The sequence below is a fragment of the Sphingobacteriaceae bacterium genome (genome assembly GCA_016715905.1).
GTDB lineage: Bacteria > Bacteroidota > Bacteroidia > B-17B0 > Aurantibacillaceae > Aurantibacillus.
The window spans coordinates 288,206-313,045 of sequence record JADJXI010000005.1 but is presented as its reverse complement, the minus strand read 5'-3'; the positions used below and the strand labels follow the sequence as shown (position 1 = coordinate 313,045).

The following is a 24,840-nucleotide window of genomic DNA, read 5'->3' as shown; positions in this document are numbered from 1 at the left end:
TTTATGCCAAAAAAATTACTGCAACTAATTCTGCTTTTTTTAATCATTCATTTAAATGGCCTCGCGCAACAATGGAATGGTTATACGTATTACAGCAATACCAATTCTACAACCGGATACTTGATTGATACCAATAGTGTAAATATTAAAACATATACATTTAATGTGGGTACTGGATACTCTACGCATTTTATGCCCGGCGGCGATTTTGTGAGATCTTGTCGTTATCCGTCCAATGTTTTAACCGGTGGCGGTATGACCGGACAATTACAAAAACTGGATTATAACGGTAATTTACTATGGAGCTGGGTCTATTCTTCCGCCACTTATTGTTTACATCACGATCACTGTATTCTACCAAATGGTAATATATTGGTGATTTGTTATGATGTGCGCGATGCCAATCACCTTGCCAACGTTGGATCAACGTCTACCTTAACTTCCATGCAATCTGAAAAAATAATGGAATTAAAGCCTATCGGTTCTAATTCCGTAGAGGTAGTGTGGGAATGGAAAGTTTGGGATCATTTAGTACAAAACGTAACACCTACCTTAAGCACTTATCAGTCGTCGATAGTAAACCATCCCGAGCTTTTCAATATCAATTATCAACCTAAGAAAGATTGGTTGCATATGAACGGAATTGATTATAATCCCATTTTAGATCAAATAGCATTTAGTTCGCATAATTTAAATGAATGGTATATTATTGATCACAGCACTACAACTGCAGAAGCTGCCGGTCACAGCGGAGGAAATGCAGGTAAAGGCGGAGACTTATTATATCGTTGGGGAAATCCTGCTGCTTATCAGGCAAGCGGCACAACTATTTTAAATGTTACTCACGACGCCCATTGGATTCCTGAAGGAATTAGCAATGCCGGAAATATTTCCGGCGTTAATAATAAAGGTGTAACATCTCCAAGTAATAAAACCTGTGCCGATGAAATTGTGCCTCCGCGCTCAAATTATAATTATACAATTAATTTAGGATCTGCATTTAGTCCATCTACCTATGTTTACCGTCATCAATCAAGCGGTTATACCAGCAATATGGGAAGCGTTGAAGAATATCCGAATGGAAACCGCATGATTTGTTTAGCTACGGTTGGAAGTATTTATGAAATTGATGCCGCAGGAAATACATTATGGACTAAAAGCACATTAGGTAGCTGTCCGCAAGCACATCGTTATACTACCTGTTATCTAACAAATCCGGCGCCGGCACAACCTAGTATTTCTTTGGTAGGTAATGATTTGCAGTCCACTACAGGCGTTACTTACCAGTGGTATTTAAACGGAAATTTAATTTCAGGTGCTACCAATCAACTTTACACGCCAGCACAAGCCGGAATTTATGTAGTACGTACCACGGATGTTAATGGTTGTGTATATGTTTATTCACCCGGATTTCAATATGGTGCTCCAATTGGAATAGCTGAACAAAAAATTGACGATCTCATTCAAATTTATCCAAATCCAACTTCCGGGGAAATCTTCATTGAAACGGAATTGAAGGAATTTGAATATAAACTGATAAGCATTACCGGCGCGTTAATACAAAGTGGGAAAAATGAAGGAAGTGTAAATTTAACAACTTACGAAAGCGGCCTGTATTTTTTACACATTATTTCCAACGTGAAAGGGAGTTTTGTTAAAATGATTTCTGTCACTAAGTAAGATTTTAATTAGATTTCGCTTGACATTTATTTTATTTACATTAACTTTAACTAAATAAATAATACATGATAAAAAATTTACAAAGGATTTTCATACTAAGTTTAGCTTTACTTATTACAAACAAAGTAAAATCGCAACAACAAGAAGGATTAACCGTTTATTCCCTTCGGTCATCGAATTTAGTTCGATTAATTGATACCAGTGGTGTTATTGTAAAAACATGGGTAACCAATCAACCCACCCGATATTCTCAATACCTTGAGCCCGGAGGGGTGTTAGTGCGAACCTGTGGAACGGCCTATACCATACCGGGCGCTCATGGGGGAATGTTTTCACACGTTCAAAAATGGGATTATGCCGGAAATTTGATTTGGAACTGGCAATATTCAACCTCTACCTATTGCGTTCACCACGATATTGCCATCATGCCTAATGGAAATGTGTTAGTAATGGTTGCTGAAGTAAAAACACCAATGCAATTCGCAGCTGCAGGCGGTACTTTAACCGGCCCGGCCTATTTTTACAATGAAAAAGTGATGGAGGTACAACCTACCGGATTAACTACGGGGAATATTGTTTGGCAATGGGACATGTGGGATCACCTAGTGCAAAATGTTAACCCTTTAGGCGCAAATTATCAGCCCAGCATTGTAGATCATCCTGAATTACTGAATATAAATTTCAATGTGCAGTACGATTTAATGCATATGAATGGAATAGATTACAATCCGGTTCTTGATCAAATTGCACTTAGTTCGAGATATAAAGATGAGATATATATTATTGATCACAGCACTTCAACCGCCGAAGCGGCTACGCATAGCGGTGGAAATTCCGGTAAGGGTGGCGATTTCCTTTACCGTTGGGGAAACCCTGCAGCTTATCAAGCTGTTGGTCCAAAAATATTAGATGCACCTCACGATTCTCATTGGGTACCGGAAGGTTCTGTTGATGCCGGTTATTTTGTAGGATTAAATATAAGTGGTGTTACAACACCAAGTGCAAGAACTTGTGTAGATAAAGTATTAACGCCTAGAACAAATTACAATTATACTATAAGTCCGGGCGCTGCTTTCACTCCTAGTAATGCCAGCAAAAGATATATGTCGCCAGTTCAAATTGCGGGTTACAGTAATTCCCAACAGTTAAAAAATGGAAATCAAATGATGTGTTTTACTACCGGAAATATTTGGGAGGTGGATACCGCAGGAACAATTATTTGGTCAACTTATGTTGGACCGGGATTTTCCCCACAAGCACATCGTTATTCAGCTTGTTACATTAATAATCAGCCCCTGCCCCAACCTATCGTGTATAACTCCGGTGGATTATTAACGACCACCACTGTGGCATCGGAATACCAATGGTATTTAAACGGAAATTTATTGTTTGGTGTGACCAGCCCTATGATACTTCCAAATCAAAGCGGAATTTATGTGCTGCGTATTACCGACCCTAATACATGCGAATACCAATTTTCGCCCGGTTATAAATACACTTATATTCCTCCTCAACCTGTAGGTATTAATGATCATACTGCTGAGTTAAATACACTGCAACTTTATCCAAATCCTAATACCGGTTTATTAAATATTACCATGGAAAATTTAAGCCAGTACAGCGTTGAAATTTTTAATATCGGAGGTGAACGAATTTATAACGGAGAAAATATTAAACAAATTGATTTAAGTAATTTTTCAGACGGCCTGTACTTTTGCAAAATAACCGCTGAAAAAAATAGTATAACTAAAAAAATAACTTTAATAAAATAAAACAAAATGAAAAAACACAACTGGTTAATTCTTTTCGCGCTATTCATTTTTGGAAGCGCTTCAGCGAAAAAAGTAAAATTTGCAGTAGATATGGGTTCTTATACAATTAGCCCAAATGGTATTCATGTAATGGGTGATTTTCAGGTAGCGGCAGGCTATTCCTTAAACTTCGACCCGGCATCCATCCTAATGACACAAGTTGGTGCAACAACTATTTATACTGTGATTGTTACTTTGCCAGCATTTCAAAAATATGAATTCAAATTTGTTAACGGCGATCAGAGTTATGAAGTAGAATTTGTACCTGAAAAAGCAAGAGTAGGTTATAATTTTAATGACAATCGATGGATGTTTGTTGACTCTCTCCAAAATGACACTTCTTTTTTAGGAGCAGTAAAATTTAGTGAGAATTCACCGGCCGGTAAAACTCTTTTACGCTATGTAGTGGATATGCAATACGCTACTCCTGTTCCAACCACCGGCGTGCATTTAGGAAGTACTTATCAGGGAAATGATCCGGCCACAACCAGATTAACTAACTTAGATGGAACCAAATATGAAATTATTGCTTATTTGAATACGGGAGTACAATCCTTTAAGTATTATAATGGTAATAATGCCGGCACTACGGAAACTGTTCCGGGCGCCTGTGCTACAAGTAGTTTAAGAACTCATAATTTACAAGCCGATACTATTTTACCAACTGTATGTTTTTCTAGTTGCACTGCCTGCATGGCACCACCGGCCAGTATTTCCGAAAACTCAATACAATTCTCCCGTTTAAAAATTTCACCAAATCCGGCTTCTGATTATATAAACATCATTAAACCCAATCAAAATTCGGGTACTTTAGCTATTGTAGACATCAGTGGGAAATTAGTAAAAGAAATAAAGATCGAAGATGAATTAACAGATTCAGTTAATATTGATATTTCTGATTTGTCCAATGGCGTTTATCAGATTTATTTTGGAAGTCAAAACCAATATTTTCACACTAAGTTGATTAAAAATTAATGTGAATCGGCTTTCTTTAAATCACTTATCATTACAAACAAGGTGCATTAAATTTTGCACCTTGTTTTTATTGTTTAGTTTACATACTAAGGCGCAAACCTTTTATCAATTAGACAGTATACAGTATATTGAAATTTATTTCTCACAATCCAATTGGGATTATCAATTGGATACTGCTAAATCAGGGAGTGAAGCTTATATCAAAGCTGATTGGGTAAAAATTAACGGAGAATTATTTAACAATGTAGGCGTTAAATATAAAGGCAATAGCTCCTATAACATCGCTTCCATTAAAAATCCGTTTCATATTGAATTAGACACCTATCAGGAACAAAATTACCAAGGAATTACAGATATTAAATTAAGTAACAATTATCAGGACCCTTCATTTATTCGTGAAGTATTATCTTACAACCTATTAAGTAACTACATGGATTGTTCTCGTGCAAATTTCGCCAAGGTTTATATTAACGGTGAATATTATGGCGTATACACCAATACGGAAAGCGTAAATAAAAAATTATTTACTAATTATTTTTATTCGGCAGAAAACACAAGTATTAAATGTAATCCAATCACTAATCCCGGAACCACAACCAAATGCAATCTTCGTTATTTGGGAAGTGATAGTTCATTATATACTAATTTTTATGAGCCGGATGAAAATAGAGGATGGAATAAACTCGTAAAACTTTGCGACTCAGTAACCAATTACCCATCCTCTTTAAAAAATAATATGGATGTAGATAGGGTAATTTGGATGCTCGCGTTTAATAGTGCTTTAGTTAATTTAGACAGTTACTCAGGCGCATTTTGTCAGAATTATTATTTGTATCAAAATGATGAAAATAAATTTATTCCCGTTATTTGGGATTTGAACATGAGTTTTGCCGGATTTCCTTTTGTGGGGAGCAGTACAGTTAGTTTAGGGAGCGCAAACATATCACAGTTAACACAATTATCGCCCAACATTCATGCTACAGATATACACTGGCCACTAATCAATAGAATTCTTGAAAATTCTACCTATAAGCGTATGTATGCCGCCCATTTAAAAACAATCATTAACGAAATGATTGCCACCGGCACTTATACTCAACTCGCTACCACTTTTCAAAATCTGATTGACACTTCTGTACTCTCCGATACACACAAAACCTATTCTTATACTAATTTTCAGAACGGACTTAATGCTAATGTGAGTGTAGGCTCATACTCTGTTCCCGGTATTCAAACTTTAATGAATGGTAGAAACGCGTATTTACAAACACAACCTGAATTCACTTTACAAGCCCCTTCCCTCTCCATCATAAGCAATTCAAGTCCGTCCTTATTTTCAAACATTTATTTTAATGTTACCGTAAATAACGCAACTAACACCTGGCTTGCCTACAGAACGAGTGGAAAAAATAGTTTCACCAAAATTTTGATGACCGATGACGGAAATCAAAATGACGGAACAAGTGGTGACGGAGTTTTTGGCGCAAGTTTTATCTTAAACAGTAACCATATTGAATACTATTTTTACTCAGAAAATAATGATGCCGGAATATTTTCTCCGGCCAGAGCAGAACATGAATTTTACGAAATAAATTTATGGCCCACTCCTCAGGTTGGCGATTTGGTCATTAATGAGTTTTTAGCAAATAACGAAAGTGATGTGAAAAACGAATTTCATTTGGCAGAAGATTGGATAGAATTATTAAATACCTCCAACAACACAATAAGTTTGAGTAATTGTTTTTTAAGTAATGAAGACGATACACGTTCCAAATACACCTTTCCTCTTACCACAACCTTAGCGGCCAAAAGTTTTCTGATTGTGTGGGCAGACAATATGTTGCTTCCCGGAAACCAATTGCATGCACCTTTTAATTTGGATGAAGATGGGGGAAATGTAATACTCACTTACGGGTCGGGGAAAATTATCGATCAATATGCCTACCCTAATCAAGCCAAAGATATATCCAGCGGAAGATGCCCGGATGGGCACGGACCTTTTTTATCACAATCTTTACCAACCTACGCTCAATATAATTGCGTAGTAGGAATTGGTGAAAATTTAATACAAACAAAACAATTAATTGTTTATCCGGTTCCCTCAGATAAATACTTAAATATTAAAAGTGCTTTAAAGTCGGATCAAATTCATTTGTACAACATTAACGGTCAGTGTATACTTACTAGAAATATAACAGCTATAGATCAAATTGATGTATCTGATTTACCAAATGGCATGTACTTTTTAAAGAACAGAAATAATGAATGTAAAAAAATCATCATCCAACATGAATAAGATAAAATATACAACGGTAATACTATTGAGCTGCTTGATCCTGGGGATTCAATCTTGCAAAAAAACGGCCGGAGAAGGCGGCACTTCTTCCATAAAAGGCAGCATTATAGTGGAAGACTGGAATAAATCCTTCACCATTAAAAACGGTGAATACCCGGGTATGGATGAAGATGTTTATATTATTTATGGAGATGATGTTAATTATGGTGACAGAACTCGTGCAAATAATAACGGTGAATTTGAATTTAAGTATCTTCGCAAAGGGAAATACAAAATTTACGTTTATAGCGAAGATAATAAATTACAAGCGGTATCCGGAACAATTTCCGTTGAAAAAGAAATAGAAATCACAAATAACAAAACTCAGTATAATATTGAGCAATTCAGAATATACAAGTAAAATGTCAAAAATTTATATTATACTTCTGTTACTAACAACTAACCTTTTCTTGTGTGCTCAGAAGAAAAAGGAAATAAAGAAATTAGGAATACGTTCGGTTACGGTTACCGATATACAGGGCAATAAATCTATCACGGATAGTAAAACCATTTACGATTCCAAGGGACAGATATTAGAAGAGATTAATTATAATAAACAAGGCACACTTAAATCGAGTATTAAATATAAATACAATAAAGAAGGCGATGTAATAGAGGAAAGCGAATACAATGAAAATAACGCATTAAAAGAAAAACGAACATTAAAATACAATGTTTTAGGTGAAAAAATAGAAGAAATTACTTCTGACGTGAATAATAAACAGATAAAAAAAGTAATTTATAGCTATGACATGAAGGGTTTGAAATCCGAGAAAAAAATATATGATGCCAATAACCAACTCATTTCTACTAAAAAATACCTTTACACATACAAATTAAGCAAAACTGAAAGCGACTGAAGATATATTAAATAAGTATGCTAAAATAACGCTTAAAGAAATGGAAGGCGTTAAATTAATGAACAGAACAGATACCAAATTCTGTTTTACAGCTAAACATTTAAATGAAATTCTTACAGAATTACAAGATCAATACAATTGTGTAGAAATTGAATCAAAACGCATTTCAACTTACCAAACTGTATATTATGACACTTCTGAATTTAAATTATATCTGCAACATCACAATGGAAAATTGAACAGATTTAAAGTAAGAAAGAGAGACTATGTAGATTCTAATCTATCTTATTTAGAAATAAAACAAAAAAACAACAAAGGCAGAACAATAAAAGTCAGAATTAAAACACAATCTGCAAATTTACAAGATGATAAAAATAGTGAGTTTATCAGCCACAATTTACCGTTTTCTCCTTCACAGTTACTTCCTGTCATTCGAATTGATTATGGTAGAATAACATTGGTAAACAAAATCTCAATGGAAAGAGTAACTATTGATCTTGGATTGAAATTTATCAAGAATGGAAACACGATTTCCATGGATGATTTGGTTATTGCAGAAGTAAAACAAGAAAAGAAAAACAAATCACCTTTTATTCAAAGTATGTTAAAGAGGAGAATTTTTGAAGGTGGAATAAGTAAATATTGCATGGCAATTGCACTTACCGAACCTAAAATCAAGGCCAATAATTTCAAAGAAAAAATAAACACACTCAATAAAATTACAAAAAATGACCTTACTGCAAGTAGCTACAGAAGCGTTGAATAATGAGATAATACCTCAGGACACCAGCGAACTTATTAAAATGCTCGAAAAATTTTCAGCCAGATTTACTATTAATATTATTTCGGTATTTCTGCTTATCCGATTAATTTATTACAAAACATACAAAAACAGCGAGTACTTCTTTACTTATTTTATTTTTAATATCGTAATATTCTTAATCAGTTTTTTACTGAATAAAGTAGAATTGAGTATGGGGGCGGCATTTGGTTTGTTTGCGGTTTTCAGCATGCTTAGATACAGAACAGAGGACATCAGTATAAAAGACATGTCCTATTTATTTCTAGTAATAGCCATGGGCTTAATTGCCGCCGTTACAAAAATTAAAAATACTTCTGATACTTATGAGTATCTCTTTTTAGGGTTAATTAATGCTTTGATATTAGCAATTACCTACTTAATTGAAACAAATATATTTTTCAAAAAAGAATCCTCTAAAATTATCAATTACGAAAATATTGAATTAATAAAAGAAGAAAATAGAGAGAAATTGATGGAAGACCTCAGAATCAGAACCGGCATTCCAATTCATAAAATTACAATAGGAAAAATTGATTTTTTACGCGACTCAGCACAGATAAAAGTATATTATTACGAAAAGAAATAATGATTAAAAAAGGGGGCATAATTTTATTGGTATTTACAACTTTAATTGTAAAGAGCCAATACTATAATGAAGATGCCTCATTATGGTTGAACGCTGAAATTGAAAAAGAAATTTCCAATTCAATGGATTTGCGCTTTAAAATTCAAAACAGAATAAATAACAATTTTAGTCAGTATAGTGCCGGTTCAATTTCAGCAGGTATAAAATATAAACTGAACAAAAATATTCATTTTTCAGCTGATTACATGCTGAGAGAAAAGAAACGAATAGAACAAACATTCAGCACCAGGCATCGTTTTTACGCAGCTATCTATATAAGAAAAAAAATTAATAAAATTCAATTCACCTATAGAAACCGAATACAAGCTCAATTAAAAAATTACAATAGCAGCGAGAAAGGAAAAACTCCCTCTATATATAATAGACATAAGCTAAAGGTAAAATATGAGTTGAACAAAAGAATTGACCTTTCTGCTTCCCATGAAATTTACGTACCACTATTTAAAAATAATCTCATAACAGATAGGTTCCGTTCCGGAATAAGTTTATGTTATAAAATAACGAAGAAAAGTTCCTTAGAAATAGCTTTCTATTACCAACAGGAACTTTTTGCAAACAGACAATTGCGTAAAGATTTTATTTACGCCATTATTTATCAAATTGCCCTATAATCTTTTAAGTAATATCAGTCTCATTTATTTTAATTATTGTAAATTTAACCTGAACTAATTCCGGATTAAATGAACTTAATTTTAGAAACAGAAAGGTTTATTCTGAAAGAAATTAATATAGAACATGCCGATGACTTATTCGAAATGGATGCCAACCCGGCCGTTCATCAGTTTATTGAGAACAAACCACTAAAAACAAAAAAGGAAATTTATCCAATTATTGAAATGATTAGGGCTCAATACACAAAATTCGGAGTTGGCAGATGGGCTGTTATACAAAAAACAAATAAGGAATGTGTAGGCTGGGCCGGTATAAAATTTTACGCCGAACCCATTCATACCTACCTGAACTTTTATGATTTAGGTTACCGATTTAAACAAAAATATTGGGGAAAGGGATTTGCTACTGAAACGTCGAAGCAAATCGTTCATTATGCCTTCCATACACTCAAGCTAAATCAATTAAATGCGCATGCAGATGAACAAAATATAAAATCAAATAAAGTATTGCTTAAATGTAATTTTGAATTGAAGGACAATTTTTTATTGGATGGGAAGAATATTAATTGGTACGAATTATCAAAATCTAAACCCGGTAAATGAATTTACTTCAAAGCATAAACGCAAATTCAAAAAAATGGATTTATATACTTGGCGGACTTGGAGTAATGGCCCTTGTTTTATTTGAGGCCCGGGGTGAAGGCGACTTTAATATTTTCTTAAATGCATCCAAAGATCTCTTAACCGGTAAAAATATTTATACAGAAACTTACTATAAATGGTATCACTATTATTACGATTTAAGTTTTGCATTATTTCTTTACCCTTTCAGTTATTTTCCATTTTATATCGTAAAAGTATTGTGGCTGTTTGCTAATGTTTTTTTCACCTTTAGAATATGGAAAATCATACAATATTACTTATCATTTGAAAAATCAGGATTAAACAATAAATTGCTTTTCAGCTTACTTTCTTTTGCTTTTGCCTTGCCCTTTCTTAGAGATAACTTTCATTTGGCGCAAGTAACTACTTTTATTTTGTATTTATGTTTTGAGGGAATTTTTTTTCTAGAGAAAAATAAAACACTAAAAGGTAGTTTACTAATTGCATTAGGAATAAGTATCAAATTACTTCCCCTTATTTTAATACCCTACCTTATATATAGAGGAAATTTTAAAGCCATAGCTTATATTTTACTTTGGTTTATTGTTCTGGCTATTTTTCCCGCAATTTTTATAGGTATTGATCAAACCATCTTTTTACTTCATCAACGCTGGATTCTATTAAATCCAGGCAATACAGAACATATTTTAGACACAGCTGAAAGAAGTTTTCACTCCTTATCTACCTTGTTTGCTACTTTATTTATTAAAGACTGTGGTGACATTTATGCCCTTAAAATTCCCAGAAACATTGCAGATGTCTCCATTGAAAATTTGAAAATATTGATTAATACAGCTCGAGTAGTACTTATTTTGTTATCGTTATACTTTTTTAAAACAAGGCCTTTTCATAAAAGCAAGTCCAACTTAAATAAGCTATACGAATTGTCTTATCTATTTCTACTCATACCCTTAATTTTCCCGCATCAACAATTTTACGCTTTCTTATTTACTACTCCGGCATGCATTTATTTGCTTTATTATTTTTTCAGGAAATATAACTCTGACAACATCAAGCAAGCTAATTCATTTCGAAGAAGAAAAATAACATTAATAATCTTATTGATTATAATATTTAGTTTAACCGGAAGTCATTTCTATTTAGGTCAGTTTAATGATTATTATGATCATTTTAAAACTTTAACCTATGGCGCTTTACTTATTATTCCTGTACTAGCTTTTTGTAGTCCTGAGAAACTAAATGAACAAACCCGATTAATAGAGAAAAATTAAATAGTGAACAACAAGAGTTCTTCCCATAATTTTTTTACCGGTAGTCCCATCACGTTATAAAAACTTCCTTCAATTTTTTCGATACCCACAAATCCAAGCCAATCCTGTACACCATATGCACCGGCCTTATCATATGGCTTGTAAGTATTCAGATAAAAAGCAATTTCATTATCGTCAAAATTTTTGAAGTATACATGACTCGCATCGTAAAACGTTTTCGATTTGCCTTGGGTTTTTAAGCATACCGCGGTATACACTACATGCATTTTACCACTAAGCTCTCTCAGCATTGTCATTCCCTCTTCAAAATCAGCAGGCTTATTATAAACCTTCTTATTACACCACACAATGGTATCCGAAGTAATCAGCAATTCTTTCTCAGTAGAAAATGTATAAGCTTTTGCCTTTTGTTCAGCCAGATAAACACAAATTTCATGTTCTTGCAAATTCACAGGCCATTGCCCTTCATCCACATTCATTGGTTTAACAGAAAAATTAAATCCTAAGCTTTTGAGAAGCTCCTGCCTGCGCGGTGAAGCCGAACCCAAAATAATATCGTATGGAAAATTTGAAATAAACTTTTGAATATCCATATTAATAATAGAAATAAATAATACTAAAACTTAATCCAAAAAGCATGATGACTTTTAGCAACAAACTAAGTCGTTTAAACTGAAGTGAAGATTTAGCCTTTATTAAAAGAAATTCTAAAAGTAGTAATGGTGAAATTAGCAAAGTTGAAATATATATAATTTGTATACTCATAATGATTCGATTTGCCTTAAATGTATTGTAAACTACAAACATTAATAAAATTGTTACAATAAGCAGTATGAAAAAAGCAGTCATTTTCGCAAATGGCTTCCCCCATTTTATAGGTAAAGTTGCTCCTCCAGTTTGTTTATCACCCTCAAAATCTTCAATGTCTTTTAGAATTTCACGGGCTAAACTGGTTAAGAAGGCGAAAATTGAAAATATTAAAATTACTTTAAAACTTTTCAAAATAGCAATAGAATGTATTGCATTAAAATCAGGTATTAGTTTTTCCATCAAACCAATTTCATAAACAAGCGGAATAAAAGAAACAGCAGCAGTAAGTATCGAAACCACTATATTTCCGATCAATAATGATTTTTTGAGATTGGTGCTGTAAAACCAAAGTAAAGCAGCAGCCGAAAAATGAAAAATAGAAAGGCGCAGGTAACCGGCTTTTAAAGAACACCAAACTCCCAAAAGTAATCCGGCAATTGTAAAAGTCAGATGCATAATAATAGCTATTCGCCTCTTTATCACTTTATCTAAAACAACGGTGTCCGGATGATTAATCAAATCAGTTTTAACATCAAAATAATCGTTTATTACATATCCAGCCGCGGCAATTAAAATAGTACTGAAAACTAACACTCCAAAAAACCGGTCATTCACAAACAAATTTAAATCATGGTCTGATAAAACTTTTTGTAAAACAAAATACCGTAAAAAGTATTGAGTTAATGCTATCATGATAAGATTTTCTATTCTTACCAGCTTTAGAACAGCGATATATGGATTATTTAAAATTTTGCTCATTTATTTCACCATTGAGAAATTTCCCAAGTGCCCTGGGCCCTCATTATTTGTTCAATTATATCCCTTACACAACCTTCTCCGCCTTTCGCCTTTGATACGTATAAGCTAATTTCCTTGATTTCAACTGCTGAATCGGCCGGACAAACGGCTAAACCGGCTGCTTGCATAACTTCATAATCCGGCAAATCATCACCCATATAAAGTACTTCATTGGAAGTTATTGAATTTTCCTTAAGATATTGATTAAAACAGTCTAATTTATTTTTTACATTAATATAAATATCCTTTATTCCGGCTCTGGTTAATGCCGCTTTAACTGCAATATTATTACCCCCCGAAATCACTACAATATTATATCCCTTTTTTATTGCTAAATGCAAAGCATAACCATCTTTGCCATACATATTCCTTACCATTTCGCCGTTTTCGAGAACCAGCACTTTACCATCTGTAAATACCCCATCAATGTCAAACATTAAGGTTTTTATACGACTCAATATTTTTTTATAGTTTTCCTTTTCCAACTTTTTTTTGAATTAATGTTGTTATTGCATTATAAACTTCTAACAATTCTTTTTTATTTTTTAATTTCTGCTGATGTAATTTAATGGTTTCTTTATCATTCCTGATTGCCGGGCCGGTTTGTGACTTTAATGCTCCTAAGTTAATGGCTTTTTCAAGGGTTTTTAATTGCAAGGGTACAAATAAATGTTTGTTGTTGTTCAGCTTTTCTTCATTTAATAAAAGCTCAACAGAAGAAAAAAGTGCATTCCCAAAATTATTAATGAATACGGCACATAAATGATATAATTGTCTGTTATTCGTATTCACAACTGTAACCGAATCAGACAATAATTTTGCTAATTTCTTTAATTCCTGAAGTCCTGACTTATTTTCAGCTTCAATCATTAATGGAATTTCTTTCCAATGCAATTTATCCTTTTTAGAAAAAGATTGAAGTGGATAAAGCACACCCTTAATACCTGATTTATTTTTTAAACGAATTAGCGCTTGCGACCCTGATGTGTGACAAACTATTGCAGATTCTTTATGAGGGTGTAAATAAGCTGAAATACTACTGATATGCGAATCACTTATACAAACAAAATAGAAATCGGCATTTTGAGGTATATTCGATTTGCCGGAACTAATTTTACATGAGAATGCTTTTTCAAATTTGGAAAGTTCTTTTGAGCTTTTATGATTCCAAACTACAAGTTCAAACTTTAATTTAGAAAATTGCATGGCCAAATGCCAGGCCAGATTACCACAGCCCAGAATAACAATTTTTTTACCACTAATATTTGGCATACTACTTGGTTTGTAGTCTGAATTTACGAATTCTTTCAATGATTGCAATACCCGTGCCTATTGCCATGATTATGCAGCCCAACCACAGTATATTTATATAAGGAAAAATAAAAGCTTTGAGTACAATAAAATCTTTGGTGTTCCCTACTCTTTCGCTCATTGTGATTTCAACGTGTCCCTCTTCCGGATCAATTTTCCAAAAAACCAATTTCAATCCTAACTCATCAATGATATCTTCCTGCGGTATAACCACACTGTTTTTGATGATGTATTTTGGATAGGCATAATAAGTATTTGATTTATTATCTAAAGCTCTTAATACGGCCGTTACAATTAATAAAGAATCATTTTTTTCATACTGCTCTTTGCCAATATTTGTTTTTAAAGAATCAATAATAACCAAGGCATTAGAGGCAAAAATGGTATCCCCAACATGTCCGATATAATTTTTAGCCTCACCGTAGGTTTCTTTATTCTCATCCGTATTCGCTTTTAAATCTGCATAGGTTACATGAGTATATACATCCCTATTCAAATAATGTTTAGTATCCGGTTCAGATGCCTGACCCATTATTGGATTATCTTGCACAAAGGGCGTTAAAGTGAAATCGAATTCCGGCTTATTGTCTTTTCCGGGCTTTAAGTAGTTCACTTCAAAATACACATTTATTCCTTCCCGTCTTTTCTTGGCATAAGTTACCCAATACGGACCCATAGGTAAAGTATCACCTTGCGTAAGTACAATACTTTCATTTTCATCAAAACCTTCGCCTAAAGCCGACATGCTTTTTCCGGATGTGTTTTTAGAAATTGCGGTTTTTTTAGAAGTAGAAATCAAGGCTCCCAATAAAATTAAAGCAAATCCCAAATGTGCAATAGCCGAACCACTCTTGGTAATTTTACCTTTCAAAATATTAATCAAATAATCGAAATTGGAAAACACAGAAAAGAATCCTGCAAAAATAAGCAAGGCGTACATGATTTTTTGCCCGCTAAATACATTTTCGCCCAAGAAATAAAGAGGAATTGAAGTAGATAAAGTAAATAAAAAAGACAGAATCATGCTATAAGAAATGCGCTTTAAGAATTTTTTAGTTTCTGTTTTCTTATATTTTAAAAACAAGGCACCTCCCATTAAAAAACAAAGTAGTATAGCAAAAGGAATCATCCAATCATTATACATGTCGGGTTTTGGTGGTGCGTACTCCAAACCAAATAATTTGTTGAGAACAGGAATAGATGTAAAATAAGTAATGATTAAGGAAGAGAGTAAAAAAATAAGTGAACCCATAAAAATCCAGAATTCTCTGGAAAACAATTTTTCTTCTTCCTTTTGTTTTGGAAAAGTTCTATAATACGAGTTGGCTACTAAAACCGCAGATGAAATTAGCCAAGCCATTAAAATAATTCGCTTATATCCATACATCACAGCAACAAACAATAAGAGGAAAGAAACCGCTATATAAGAATACCGGTGTAATTTATCTTCAATCAATAAGGCTACGGTAATTAAGATAAAAGTAAGCACATACATGACCAATTGACCGGTCATACCTAAATCTGTAAATGCATGTACTGAAGCGTTGCCTAATATTCCACTTCTGGTTAAAAAGGTTGAATACAACACTAATAAAAAAGAAGCAATGGTTAAAAAATGTGTGGTAAATAATGAACCCCCATTGTTGCGGTTAATAATCATGGTATGCCCCGCTGCCACCAAAACCAACCAAGGAACCAAAGAAGAATTTTCAACCGGATCCCATGCCCAAAACCCTCCGAAACTCAAGGCTTCATAAGCCCAGGCACCGCCCATTAAAATACCTACTCCTAAGATCAAAATACCAAAAAACGCCCAAGGCAAAGTTTTTTCCTGCCACTCGGAATATTTTTTTCTCCATAGTCCGGCTAATGCAAATGCAAATGGAACAACAGTTGAGGAGAAACCCAAAAATAAAGTAGGCGGATGAATCGTCATCCAGTAATTCATTAATAAGGGATTTAATCCTCTTCCGTCAAGCTTGGCCAGATAATTAGGGCTTTTTACAAAAGGTAAATTACTAAACTGCTCGTGCTCGCGTAATAATAAAAACGGATTGCTTCCTATTTTATAATCAAAGAAGTAATTACCTAAAAGCATACTGGCCAAAAAAACCTGCACAAGTGCCATAATGCACATCACACTCGCTTCCCATTCCCCCCCTTTAATAGTGAGATGCAGAAAAAAAGCTAAAACAATATTCCAAAATGTCCATAATAAAAAACTTCCCTCTTGTCCTTCCCAAAAACAAGACAGAATAAATTTCATGTCCATGCTCTTATTACTATGTTGCCATACATATTGATATTCAAAATAATGATTAAATAACATGAAAAACATGGTGGCAATAATACCAAGTACGCTAATGGCATGAATCGAAAAAAACAATCTTGCTGTTTTAAGATATTCTTTATTAGAAGTAGATAAAAAAAAGGAAAGGCATGAAATAAACGCCGCAACAAATGACACGGCAATGAATGCATGTCCCAGCTTCCCTGCCCACAAGTGTTCGCCAATATAGTTTACTTCAGTCAAAATAAATTATTCTACCTTTGGCGCCGCATCATTATACTTACTCGGACATTTCATTAAAATATCGTTGGCATGAAAAGCATCTCCCTCCATTTTTCCAATCAGCACAATTTGTTCACTTTTTTCAATATCCTGAGGGGGGCTTTTATGCAACACCACTTGCCTTAATTCCCCTTTATTATCCGTCATGTGAAAGCTGCATAAATCTGCATTCACTTTAGGTTCGTAAACCAATTCCTGACTTTTATCTAAAACACCTACCACATGATATTCCACATCCGGGTTTTTCATAGCTTCTTCAAAGTCTGCGTAAGTAGTTGTGTTTTTTAAAGAAACCATAATTACAGCAATGGCTATTGCAATAATTAATAATCCTATTAAGTGTAGCTTTTTCATAATCTATTTACGAATTTCTTTTTCGATTTTTGATAATTTTCTTTCAATATAAATCAGGAATAAAACTATACAAACAAAAATAATAGATAAAACGCCTATCACTACATATATCTTACCTTCACTACGCATAACATCAGCCATTTCAGGACCGTTAGTTTGTCCCTTGGTAATAAAAGAGATTAGGGTGAGCATTATTATTAATAATTTATGATTCATTCCATTTCAATTTAATATTTGTAAACCTATTTTTTATTTCAAAAAGCCAATAACCAAAAAATACCCAACCGATAACAGCCGGGTAAAATATTAAGCGCATATTACTATTTAAGTCATATTTACCAAAAGCCGGATTTCCACCATTTCCTGGATGCAATGAATCTGTAATCCGAGGCAATATCATAATAAATACGTTCATCATCACAAATGCAAAAATATTATAAACGGCTGCTAATCTTGCTTTTTTATTTTCATCGTCAACGGATGATCTTAAAATGAAATAAGCCAAGTAGATGAGAATACTGATGGCCACACCGTTTAATTTAGGATCTTGAAAAGTCCACCAGGTTCCCCAGGTATATCTGGCCCATAAACTTCCGGTTGCTATACCAGGCAAGCAAAGAAAGAGACCTATACTTGCTGCATCATTGGCTTTCGCATCTATTTTAATATTGTAAGAAAGTAAAAAACGAATGGAATGAATCAACGAAACACTCATCATAAAAAGCATGGCAAACCAAATTGGCACATGATAGTACACGTTACGAATGGTTTCATTTAAAATATCCAAACGAGGCACTTCATTCATTAACCCAAAAACGAGCGAATACAAGATTAAAATAACTGAAGCAATTTTATACCAGTGTTTCATGATTTTTTTACGGCTAAATAGCACAGAAATAATACCTTAAATCTGAGAATTTAGTCTCGCCAAAGATACGGAAATAATAAAAAAGAAAGGGCCAAAGTAAGGACATTTAAAGCGGCTAAAATCCAGATTAGGCCAAAATCAATGCCGGCCCATTCAATTCCATCAACCGCCTGTTTACTTGCTTTAATGGCAACAATAATGAGCGGTAAAATTACCGGAAAACTTAATATGCTCATTAAAGCAAAATTGCCTCCGGCCTTTGTGGCAATTGCGCTCATTAACGAAAGGGAACCGGCTAATCCTGTAGATGCCAGCAGCAAAATCAATAAAAATAAAGGTAGATTTTCAACCTCATTTCTCACAAAAAAAGAATAAAAGAAAAAGGTAATGAGTGATAAAATCATCATAAAAAACATATTATACGCTACTTTATTGATGATGAACTTTTGTGGAGAATAATGCAAATAATTGAAAAGAGCACTTCCTCCGGCCTCCTTTAAAAAACTTTTACCACTAATGGAAACAGATGTGAATAAGGTGATGATCCAAAATAAGGCATTCCAAGTTGGTTTATCCAATTTACCTTTAAAGCAAAGTACACTGGTAAAAATGGTTCCGGCAATGTAAACAATAACACCGCCAAGTGTAGACTTTTGCCTGAACTCCAATAAAAATTCCTTTTTCAGAAGTGCATACATTTTTATTTCTTATTAAGTTTTTTAAGCTTATTAAAAATTATAAAATTAGCAATGGCCACAACCAAAAATAAGGAGCCAATCCAAACTTTTCCTCCAATGATTTGAAAAATTCCTCCAACTGCAAATAAGCCAACGGAAACGTATCCTAACCAATTTTTTGTCATACTGAAAATATAAGTTTAAAAAAAAAACCTCCCTAAAAGAGAGGTTTAATTTTTTATTTCTTTTTATCAAAATCAACCACTATAGGAGTGGAGATACACAACGATGAGTATGTACCGATTATACGACCGATTAATAACGCAAATATAAATCCTCTGATACTGTCGCCACCAAATATAAAGATTACTAATAGTACGAAAAATACAGTTAACGAAGTTAAAATGGTACGGCTTAATGTACTATTTAATGCATAGTTAATTAATTTGTTACGTTCTTCACCGAATACATCCGCTTTTCCACTTTCGCTTAGTCGCTCTCTAATCCTGTCAAACACAACCACAGTTTCTGTCATAGTATATCCCATAACCGTTAAAATCGCCGCGATAAAATCCTGACCAATTTCTAGCGAGAAAGGTAATAATCCATCAAATATTGTGTAGAAAGATAATACAATTAAAACGTCGTGGAATAAAGCCACAACCGACCCTAAACCATATTGCCATTTACGGAAACGAATAACGATATAAATAAACATCATTAAACAAGAAAATAAAATGGCTCCATAAGCGCCATACACAACGTCAGTTGCAATAGTTGGTCCAACTTTTTGTTGCTGTATAATTTCAGCCCCTGCATTAAGTTCACTAAGACCCGCGTTTAATGACTTTTCAACTTCGTCATCTACGGTTGGTCCGTTTTCTGAAACTCGGAAAGTGGTAGTAATTTTCACTTCACTTGAACCATTACCAACAGTTTTTACAACCGGTGCCTCGCCAAATTGTTTGGCCAATGATTTCTTTAAATCTTCGGTATTGATATCCTTATCAAAACGTACCTGATAAGTTCGTCCACCTTTAAAATCCACACCCAAATTCAATCCTTTATTTTTAAAGAAAAACACAACACCCACAATTATAATTAACGTAGAGAAAGCATAATATAATTTACGTTTTCCTACGAAGTTGATGTTTACATTTTTAAAGGCATTACGAGTAAAGTTGTTATCAAATGGAATTTGCATTTTGCGCTCCAACATCCATTCAAAAATTACACGGGTAATTAATATAGCTGAAAATAAAGAGGCTAAAATACCTACACAAAGTGTAGTCGCAAAACCTTGAACCGGTCCGCTACCAAAAATGTAAAGAATAATACCCAATAATAATAGAGTAACGTTAGAGTCGATGATGGAAGACATGGCGTGTTTGAAACCTTCTTTAATTGCTTGATTGGTTGCTTTGCCTAAGGCTAATTCCTCACGTACACGCTCAAAAATTAAGATGTTTGCATCCACGGCTAAACCTATGGTTAATACGATACCGGCAATACCCGGTAAAGTTAAAACTGCGCCCATACTGGTTAGTACGCCCATTATAAAGAACATGTTCGCAATTAGGGCAATATTGGCTACAATACCCGCCTTATTATAATAAGCCGCCATAAAAAGTAAGATAACGGCTAGGGCTATGGCGAAACTAAATAATCCCGATTCGATATTTTCAGGACCCAAAGTAGCGCCCACAATACTTTCTTCAACAATATGAGCCGGTGCCGGTAATTTACCTGCACTTAAAATAGCCGCTAAAGCGTCGGCTTCCGCATCTGTAAAGTTTCCGGTAATTTGCGATTGACCACCTGAAATTTCAGAATTCACGCGAGGGGCAGAATAAACCATGTTATCCATAACCACGGCTACACAACGGCCTTTATTTGCACCGGTAATTGTTTTCCATTTTTGAGCCGCTTCGCTATTCATGCTCATGCTGATTAATGGAACACCACCACTACGTTGATCATAATCTTTACGAGCTTCAGTAATTATATCACCGCTTAAGGCAGCTCTTCCTTTGCTATCTGTAATTTTAATTAAAAATAATTCGAAATAACTGGCAACAACTTTTCCTTCTTGCTTTTGTTCAGTTTCCTTAGCACTCCACATGAATTTTAATTTAGAAGGGAAAATATTTTTGCCCTTTAAAATTCTTAAGTACTCATTTACTTTAGCTGTATCGGATTTGGTATACGAACGTCCAATACTTGCTCCTTCAGCCCAACTTTTTGGTTGTCCTTTTTCATCATAAACGATGTTTGGACGAAGAGGCGAATACATCGAGAATAAAGGGGCTCTCTTTAAAAAATTCTTAAGTGCAGTATCCTGGGGGTTCACACTTGTTGTGGGAGCGGCATTCGCCAAACTATCTTTAACTTTTAAGCTATCGTTAGTTGTATTGTTTGTATTTAATGAATCGGATGCCACTGAAGCAGAATCTTTTTTTGCCAATAATGTTTCGGCAAATAATTCTTTGCGTAATGCAAAATTGGCCTTATCCATTAATTGAGCAATTTCGCCGTTTTCATAAGTTTCCCAGAATTCGAGATTTGCAGTTCCTTGTAATAACTCACGTACACGCGCTTTATCTTTTACACCCGGTAATTCTACCAAAATACGGCCACTTGCTTCCAACTTTTGAATGTTGGGTTGCGTTACACCAAAACGATCGATACGACTGCGGAACGTTTTTTCGGCATTACCTACCGCTTCGTCAACACGCTCGCGTAAAAATTTAATCACTTCATCATTCGTTGAATTATAAGAAAGTTTTCCTTTATTCTCTATGCTTTGAAAAATAGGTGCTAAACGTCCTTGACCATTTGTGTTTTTAGTATACACTTTATTAAAGAGTGTAATAAAATCATCATTGTTTTTTACACCCAGATTTTTTTGTGTTTCGGCAAGCGCGTTATTGAAAGGAATATCTGCACTGTTGTTGCTTAATCCTTTGATGATATCGATTACAGAAACTTCAAGTGTAACGTTCATTCCTCCTCTTAAATCCAATCCCAGATTTAATTCATTCTTCTTACATTCTTCATAAGTATACTCAGCAATTAAAATATCATACACCGGAATTTTTTTCATAGAATCCAGGTAACGGTCGGCGATATAACTTTTCACCGAATCGATATACTGAACTTCTTTAGAAACATTGCCCGAAGCAAATTCTTTAGCGGCAGATTTTATTTTAGCCGAGTTTACATAATTGTCAGCATATGCTGTCGCTTCTTCTTCAACACCCCGTGTTACCCAAGTAAATGAAAGATAAAAAACACAAGCCAGTGTAAGCAACACGGCAAATATTTTAATGGCACCTTTGTTTTGCATAAATTCTAATTTCTATAGTATAATCTTAATAAAATTAAGGGTGCAAATATATTATTTTGCCTTGTAAAAGTCGATAGTTTAGTCAATTTTATTTAAATACTTGGAAATCAAATCTTTAATACGAAATCCATTTGCTCAAAAAAACCTATAGTTTACTCTTTATAAAACAATTTAAATTTGAATATCATTACATTTGTAAGATTTTGAAAAGTTGGGAAGAAATTGGATTCGTAATTATAATTGTAACCAAAATCAATTAACTAATTGATATTTAAGCATATAATATATTATACTTTTAATGAAGAACCTATTCTATATTAAATTTTTTCTTCTTTTGCCTTTGTTGCATATTTGTCAAACCGGTCCTGCCGGTGTATTAACATCTGCAAATAACGTGCTTTGGCTAAAAGCCGATGTAGAAACCTTTAGCGATGGTGGAGTTACTCCATCAGTAAACGGAGGCTTGGTTGAACAATGGAACGATCAATCGGGTAATGGTATAAATGCGATTGAAGTTAATGGAACAAATCAACCTACATTAGTTACCGCTATCTTTAATAATCAACCGGTTTTAAGATTTGATGGGACAAATGATAGAATTTTAGCTTCCGGGGTAACAACTTCATCAAGTGTTGCTACGGTGTTTGTAGTCACAAAGTATACTTCATTAGGCTCCTCCAATCCTGGAATTGCTCAAGGCTCGCCGGTTGGACAAGCTTTTTCTACAACAGCCAATAACAAAAGTATTGGTATTTGGATTAACTCTGCTAATTCTATAGTTTGGGGGCGCGGAGTTCAAACCAATAATACACAATGCAATATTTCACAGGTTACAGTTGTTAATCCAAATACAGGATACATAATTGCTAACCGTTATAATGGAGCCGGTACCATTAATCAATATGTTAGTAATGCTGCGGCCGGAAATGTTGCTTATAATAGTACGCTCAAATCCTGGACAGAATTTGGAATCGGTCGTCAAGGAGCGGAAACTTTAAATGGAGATATTGCTGAAGTTATTGTTTATAATGCTTCAGTTAATCATGCGCAAAGACATATAATAGACAATTATCTGTCCTCAAAATATAATTTACCATTAAGTTCAAACGATTTTTATGCCGGCGATACCCCTGGCAATGGCGATTATGATTTTGAAGTTGCCGGCGTTGGACAGGATGCTTCCGGGGGGAATAATTCTGCAGCTTCGTCAATTAGCGGAGGGTTAGACATTACGCAAAATGTTGCTTTTGGTAACGGAGAATACTTGTTATATGGCCATCAAACCGGTACTAATACTGTTGATTTTGTGGATATCGGTGGAATGAGCGCTGGTCCCAATAGAGCCAGATGGTCAAGAATCTGGTATTTGGATTGGACTCATGTTGGTGGCACAAACGAATCGGTAAATCTAACCTTTGATTATACAGATGTGGGTACAGGCGGTTTACCGGTTGCTCCTTTGAGTAATTATAAACTGCTTTACCGTGCAGGTTTAGCAGGGGCTTGGACTGAAGTAATGAATGCCAGCAGTATTGTTGGTGATAGAGTTTCTTTTAATGGTTTAGTATGGAATACCCAAGGTGATGGATATTATACTATTGGCACACTTGATCATACACAAAGTCCATTACCTATTACCTTATTAAATTTTAATGCAAAAAATATAACAGAAGGTGCACTTATTAATTGGTCAACAGCACAAGAAAAAAATTCATCTCATTTTGAATTAGAGAAAAGTGAAAACGGGATTGACTTCGTAAATTTGGCGAAAATTAATTCTAAAGCTTTTAATGGAAATAGCAGCGCTCAAATTGACTATGAGTTCATCGATTTAAACCAAACAAGTGATGTAAATTACTATCGTTTAAAGCAAGTGGATTTTGATGGCACTTATTCCTTTAGCCAAATCGTTTCTTTATTAAAACAAAAAGAAAAAAATGCCATTACCTTTTCTATTTATCCAAATCCAAATCACGGAGAATTTAAAGTTGACATTCATGGAATTGAAAACAATCATCGGGTTAATCTTTTCTTGCACGACCTCCAGGGCAAATTAATTTATTCAAATAGCTTTCTGATTCAAAAAGCAAATTCAGGTCATTTCAACATCATTCCGGAAAATAAATTGGAAAATGGAATCTACCTCTGTACTTTAAAGGTGGAAGAAATAAGTTTTCAAATTAAAGTTGTGGTGAATTAAAGGAACGTATATTATTTTTTGCTTACCCTGCCTTTCATTTATTTTAAACATTTAATTAAAACTTACACATCTTATTTTTTGTTGGTTCAATAATTAAAACATTCATTTTCTATCAGGGTTTGATGAACAAACATTCAATTTAGGAAACCAATAATTCTTTGTTTTGTTACCTAAAACAATCTCAATAAAACAAAAATAAATACATCATACTGATTTACAGCCGTATATCACAAATGTTTTTAACAAACTTCATTCTTAAAAAATTTAAAATTCAGTACAAACTTATCAC

General features: G+C 33.9%; 23 protein-coding genes. 12 read left to right on the top strand and 11 right to left on the bottom strand.

Going from position 1 to position 24,840, the window contains the following annotated elements; all coding sequences use genetic code 11:
- Window positions 1-3 precede the first annotated feature (3 nt).
- The 11 genes from IPM51_09200 to IPM51_09150 all read left to right on the top strand — a co-directional run bounded on the left by IPM51_09200 (window position 4) and on the right by IPM51_09150 (window position 11,615).
- On the top strand, window positions 4-1,680 hold the full coding sequence (locus IPM51_09200) for an aryl-sulfate sulfotransferase (GenBank protein MBK9284482.1): 1,677 nt from the start codon (window positions 4-6) through the stop codon (window positions 1,678-1,680).
- A gap of 65 nt (window positions 1,681-1,745) precedes the next feature.
- On the top strand, window positions 1,746-3,452 hold the full coding sequence (locus IPM51_09195) for an aryl-sulfate sulfotransferase (protein MBK9284481.1): 1,707 nt from the start codon (window positions 1,746-1,748) through the stop codon (window positions 3,450-3,452).
- A 6-nt stretch (window positions 3,453-3,458) separates the two neighbouring features.
- A complete protein-coding gene (locus tag IPM51_09190; protein MBK9284480.1) occupies window positions 3,459-4,466 on the top strand; it encodes a T9SS type A sorting domain-containing protein in 1,008 nt (335 codons plus the stop codon).
- 61 nt (window positions 4,467-4,527) lie between these two features.
- Entirely contained in the window at window positions 4,528-6,762 is a 2,235-nt protein-coding gene (locus IPM51_09185) for a CotH kinase family protein (GenBank protein MBK9284479.1), read from the top strand.
- Window positions 6,755-7,162, top strand: a complete 408-nt coding sequence (locus tag IPM51_09180; GenBank protein ID MBK9284478.1) for a hypothetical protein — start codon at window positions 6,755-6,757, stop codon at window positions 7,160-7,162. Before IPM51_09185 ends, IPM51_09180 begins: the two co-directional genes overlap by 8 nt.
- Window position 7,163: 1 nt before the next feature.
- Complete coding sequence (locus IPM51_09175) at window positions 7,164-7,661, top strand: hypothetical protein (protein ID MBK9284477.1); 498 nt, start codon at window positions 7,164-7,166, stop codon at window positions 7,659-7,661.
- Between the two features lie 40 nt (window positions 7,662-7,701).
- Window positions 7,702-8,427 (top strand): polyphosphate polymerase domain-containing protein, encoded by a 726-nt coding sequence (locus IPM51_09170; protein ID MBK9284476.1) that lies wholly within the window; start codon window positions 7,702-7,704, stop codon window positions 8,425-8,427.
- The gene (locus IPM51_09165) at window positions 8,390-9,049 is read left to right on the top strand and encodes a DUF4956 domain-containing protein (GenBank protein ID MBK9284475.1); all 660 of its coding nucleotides are present in this window, start codon (window positions 8,390-8,392) and stop codon (window positions 9,047-9,049) included. The genes IPM51_09170 and IPM51_09165 overlap by 38 nt, the downstream gene beginning before the upstream one ends.
- The gene (locus tag IPM51_09160) at window positions 9,049-9,720 is read left to right on the top strand and encodes a DUF2490 domain-containing protein (protein MBK9284474.1); all 672 of its coding nucleotides are present in this window, start codon (window positions 9,049-9,051) and stop codon (window positions 9,718-9,720) included. Before IPM51_09165 ends, IPM51_09160 begins: the two co-directional genes overlap by 1 nt.
- 69 nt (window positions 9,721-9,789) lie before the next feature.
- Window positions 9,790-10,323: a GNAT family N-acetyltransferase gene (locus tag IPM51_09155; protein ID MBK9284473.1), complete on the top strand. Its 534-nt coding sequence runs from the start codon at window positions 9,790-9,792 to the stop codon at window positions 10,321-10,323.
- Window positions 10,320-11,615, top strand: coding sequence for a DUF2029 domain-containing protein (locus tag IPM51_09150; GenBank protein MBK9284472.1), 1,296 nt, complete (start codon window positions 10,320-10,322; stop codon window positions 11,613-11,615). The genes IPM51_09155 and IPM51_09150 overlap by 4 nt, the downstream gene beginning before the upstream one ends.
- On the opposite strand, the gene maf is transcribed toward IPM51_09150, so the two are convergent.
- Genes maf through secDF form a run of 11 tightly spaced genes read right to left on the bottom strand, consistent with a single transcriptional unit; the run spans window position 11,612 to window position 22,351 of the window.
- A complete protein-coding gene (gene maf / locus IPM51_09145) occupies window positions 11,612-12,208 on the bottom strand; it encodes a septum formation protein Maf (GenBank protein MBK9284471.1) in 597 nt (198 codons plus the stop codon). The genes IPM51_09150 and maf overlap by 4 nt on opposite strands.
- Before the next feature lies 1 nt (window position 12,209).
- Window positions 12,210-13,184 carry a geranylgeranylglycerol-phosphate geranylgeranyltransferase gene (locus IPM51_09140; GenBank protein ID MBK9284470.1) on the bottom strand — a complete coding sequence of 325 codons (975 nt, stop codon included), beginning with the start codon at window positions 13,182-13,184 and terminating at the stop codon, window positions 12,210-12,212.
- A 5-nt stretch (window positions 13,185-13,189) separates the two neighbouring features.
- Complete coding sequence (locus IPM51_09135; protein MBK9284469.1) at window positions 13,190-13,708, bottom strand: HAD hydrolase family protein; 519 nt, start codon at window positions 13,706-13,708, stop codon at window positions 13,190-13,192.
- Window positions 13,689-14,495: a DUF2520 domain-containing protein gene (locus tag IPM51_09130; protein MBK9284468.1), complete on the bottom strand. Its 807-nt coding sequence runs from the start codon at window positions 14,493-14,495 to the stop codon at window positions 13,689-13,691. The genes IPM51_09135 and IPM51_09130 overlap by 20 nt, the downstream gene beginning before the upstream one ends.
- A gap of 1 nt (window position 14,496) precedes the next feature.
- Window positions 14,497-17,067, bottom strand: coding sequence for a cytochrome c biogenesis protein CcsA (gene ccsA / locus IPM51_09125; GenBank protein ID MBK9284467.1), 2,571 nt, complete (start codon window positions 17,065-17,067; stop codon window positions 14,497-14,499).
- Window positions 17,068-17,073: 6 nt separating this feature from the next.
- Window positions 17,074-17,460 carry a cytochrome c maturation protein CcmE gene (locus IPM51_09120; protein MBK9284466.1) on the bottom strand — a complete coding sequence of 129 codons (387 nt, stop codon included), beginning with the start codon at window positions 17,458-17,460 and terminating at the stop codon, window positions 17,074-17,076.
- Between the two features lie 3 nt (window positions 17,461-17,463).
- Window positions 17,464-17,676 (bottom strand): CcmD family protein, encoded by a 213-nt coding sequence (locus tag IPM51_09115; GenBank protein MBK9284465.1) that lies wholly within the window; start codon window positions 17,674-17,676, stop codon window positions 17,464-17,466.
- Complete coding sequence (gene ccsA, locus IPM51_09110; GenBank protein ID MBK9284464.1) at window positions 17,666-18,331, bottom strand: cytochrome c biogenesis protein CcsA; 666 nt, start codon at window positions 18,329-18,331, stop codon at window positions 17,666-17,668. Before ccsA (IPM51_09110) ends, IPM51_09115 begins: the two co-directional genes overlap by 11 nt.
- Window positions 18,332-18,378: 47 nt before the next feature.
- Window positions 18,379-19,026 (bottom strand): heme exporter protein CcmB, encoded by a 648-nt coding sequence (locus IPM51_09105; GenBank protein ID MBK9284463.1) that lies wholly within the window; start codon window positions 19,024-19,026, stop codon window positions 18,379-18,381.
- A gap of 2 nt (window positions 19,027-19,028) precedes the next feature.
- A complete protein-coding gene (locus IPM51_09100; protein ID MBK9284462.1) occupies window positions 19,029-19,190 on the bottom strand; it encodes a hypothetical protein in 162 nt (53 codons plus the stop codon).
- A gap of 53 nt (window positions 19,191-19,243) precedes the next feature.
- Window positions 19,244-22,351, bottom strand: a complete 3,108-nt coding sequence (gene secDF / locus IPM51_09095) for a protein translocase subunit SecDF (GenBank protein ID MBK9284461.1) — start codon at window positions 22,349-22,351, stop codon at window positions 19,244-19,246.
- Between the two features lie 298 nt (window positions 22,352-22,649).
- Here secDF and IPM51_09090 point away from each other — a divergent pair, with 298 nt between their 5' ends.
- Complete coding sequence (locus tag IPM51_09090) at window positions 22,650-24,551, top strand: T9SS type A sorting domain-containing protein (protein ID MBK9284460.1); 1,902 nt, start codon at window positions 22,650-22,652, stop codon at window positions 24,549-24,551.
- Window positions 24,552-24,840 lie beyond the last annotated feature (289 nt).

Excerpts from the sequence above, each read along its gene's own strand:
- IPM51_09200 (MBK9284482.1), top strand. The coding sequence starts at position 4 with ATGCCAAAAAAATTACTGCAACTAATTCTGCTTTTTTTAATCATTCAT.
- IPM51_09195 (MBK9284481.1), top strand. The coding sequence starts at position 1,746 with ATGATAAAAAATTTACAAAGGATTTTCATACTAAGTTTAGCTTTACTT.
- IPM51_09190 (MBK9284480.1), top strand. The coding sequence starts at position 3,459 with ATGAAAAAACACAACTGGTTAATTCTTTTCGCGCTATTCATTTTTGGA.
- IPM51_09180 (MBK9284478.1), top strand. The coding sequence starts at position 6,755 with ATGAATAAGATAAAATATACAACGGTAATACTATTGAGCTGCTTGATC.
- IPM51_09175 (MBK9284477.1), top strand. The coding sequence starts at position 7,164 with ATGTCAAAAATTTATATTATACTTCTGTTACTAACAACTAACCTTTTC.
- IPM51_09170 (MBK9284476.1), top strand. The coding sequence starts at position 7,702 with ATGGAAGGCGTTAAATTAATGAACAGAACAGATACCAAATTCTGTTTT.
- IPM51_09165 (MBK9284475.1), top strand. The coding sequence starts at position 8,390 with ATGACCTTACTGCAAGTAGCTACAGAAGCGTTGAATAATGAGATAATA.
- IPM51_09160 (MBK9284474.1), top strand. The coding sequence starts at position 9,049 with ATGATTAAAAAAGGGGGCATAATTTTATTGGTATTTACAACTTTAATT.
- IPM51_09155 (MBK9284473.1), top strand. The coding sequence starts at position 9,790 with ATGAACTTAATTTTAGAAACAGAAAGGTTTATTCTGAAAGAAATTAAT.
- IPM51_09150 (MBK9284472.1), top strand. The coding sequence starts at position 10,320 with ATGAATTTACTTCAAAGCATAAACGCAAATTCAAAAAAATGGATTTAT.
- maf (MBK9284471.1), bottom strand. The coding sequence starts at position 12,208 with ATGGATATTCAAAAGTTTATTTCAAATTTTCCATACGATATTATTTTG.
- IPM51_09140 (MBK9284470.1), bottom strand. The coding sequence starts at position 13,184 with ATGAGCAAAATTTTAAATAATCCATATATCGCTGTTCTAAAGCTGGTA.
- IPM51_09130 (MBK9284468.1), bottom strand. The coding sequence starts at position 14,495 with ATGCCAAATATTAGTGGTAAAAAAATTGTTATTCTGGGCTGTGGTAAT.
- IPM51_09120 (MBK9284466.1), bottom strand. The coding sequence starts at position 17,460 with ATGAAAAAGCTACACTTAATAGGATTATTAATTATTGCAATAGCCATT.
- IPM51_09115 (MBK9284465.1), bottom strand. The coding sequence starts at position 17,676 with ATGAATCATAAATTATTAATAATAATGCTCACCCTAATCTCTTTTATT.
- IPM51_09105 (MBK9284463.1), bottom strand. The coding sequence starts at position 19,026 with ATGTATGCACTTCTGAAAAAGGAATTTTTATTGGAGTTCAGGCAAAAG.
- IPM51_09100 (MBK9284462.1), bottom strand. The coding sequence starts at position 19,190 with ATGACAAAAAATTGGTTAGGATACGTTTCCGTTGGCTTATTTGCAGTT.
- secDF (MBK9284461.1), bottom strand. The coding sequence starts at position 22,351 with ATGCAAAACAAAGGTGCCATTAAAATATTTGCCGTGTTGCTTACACTG.
- IPM51_09090 (MBK9284460.1), top strand. The coding sequence starts at position 22,650 with ATGAAGAACCTATTCTATATTAAATTTTTTCTTCTTTTGCCTTTGTTG.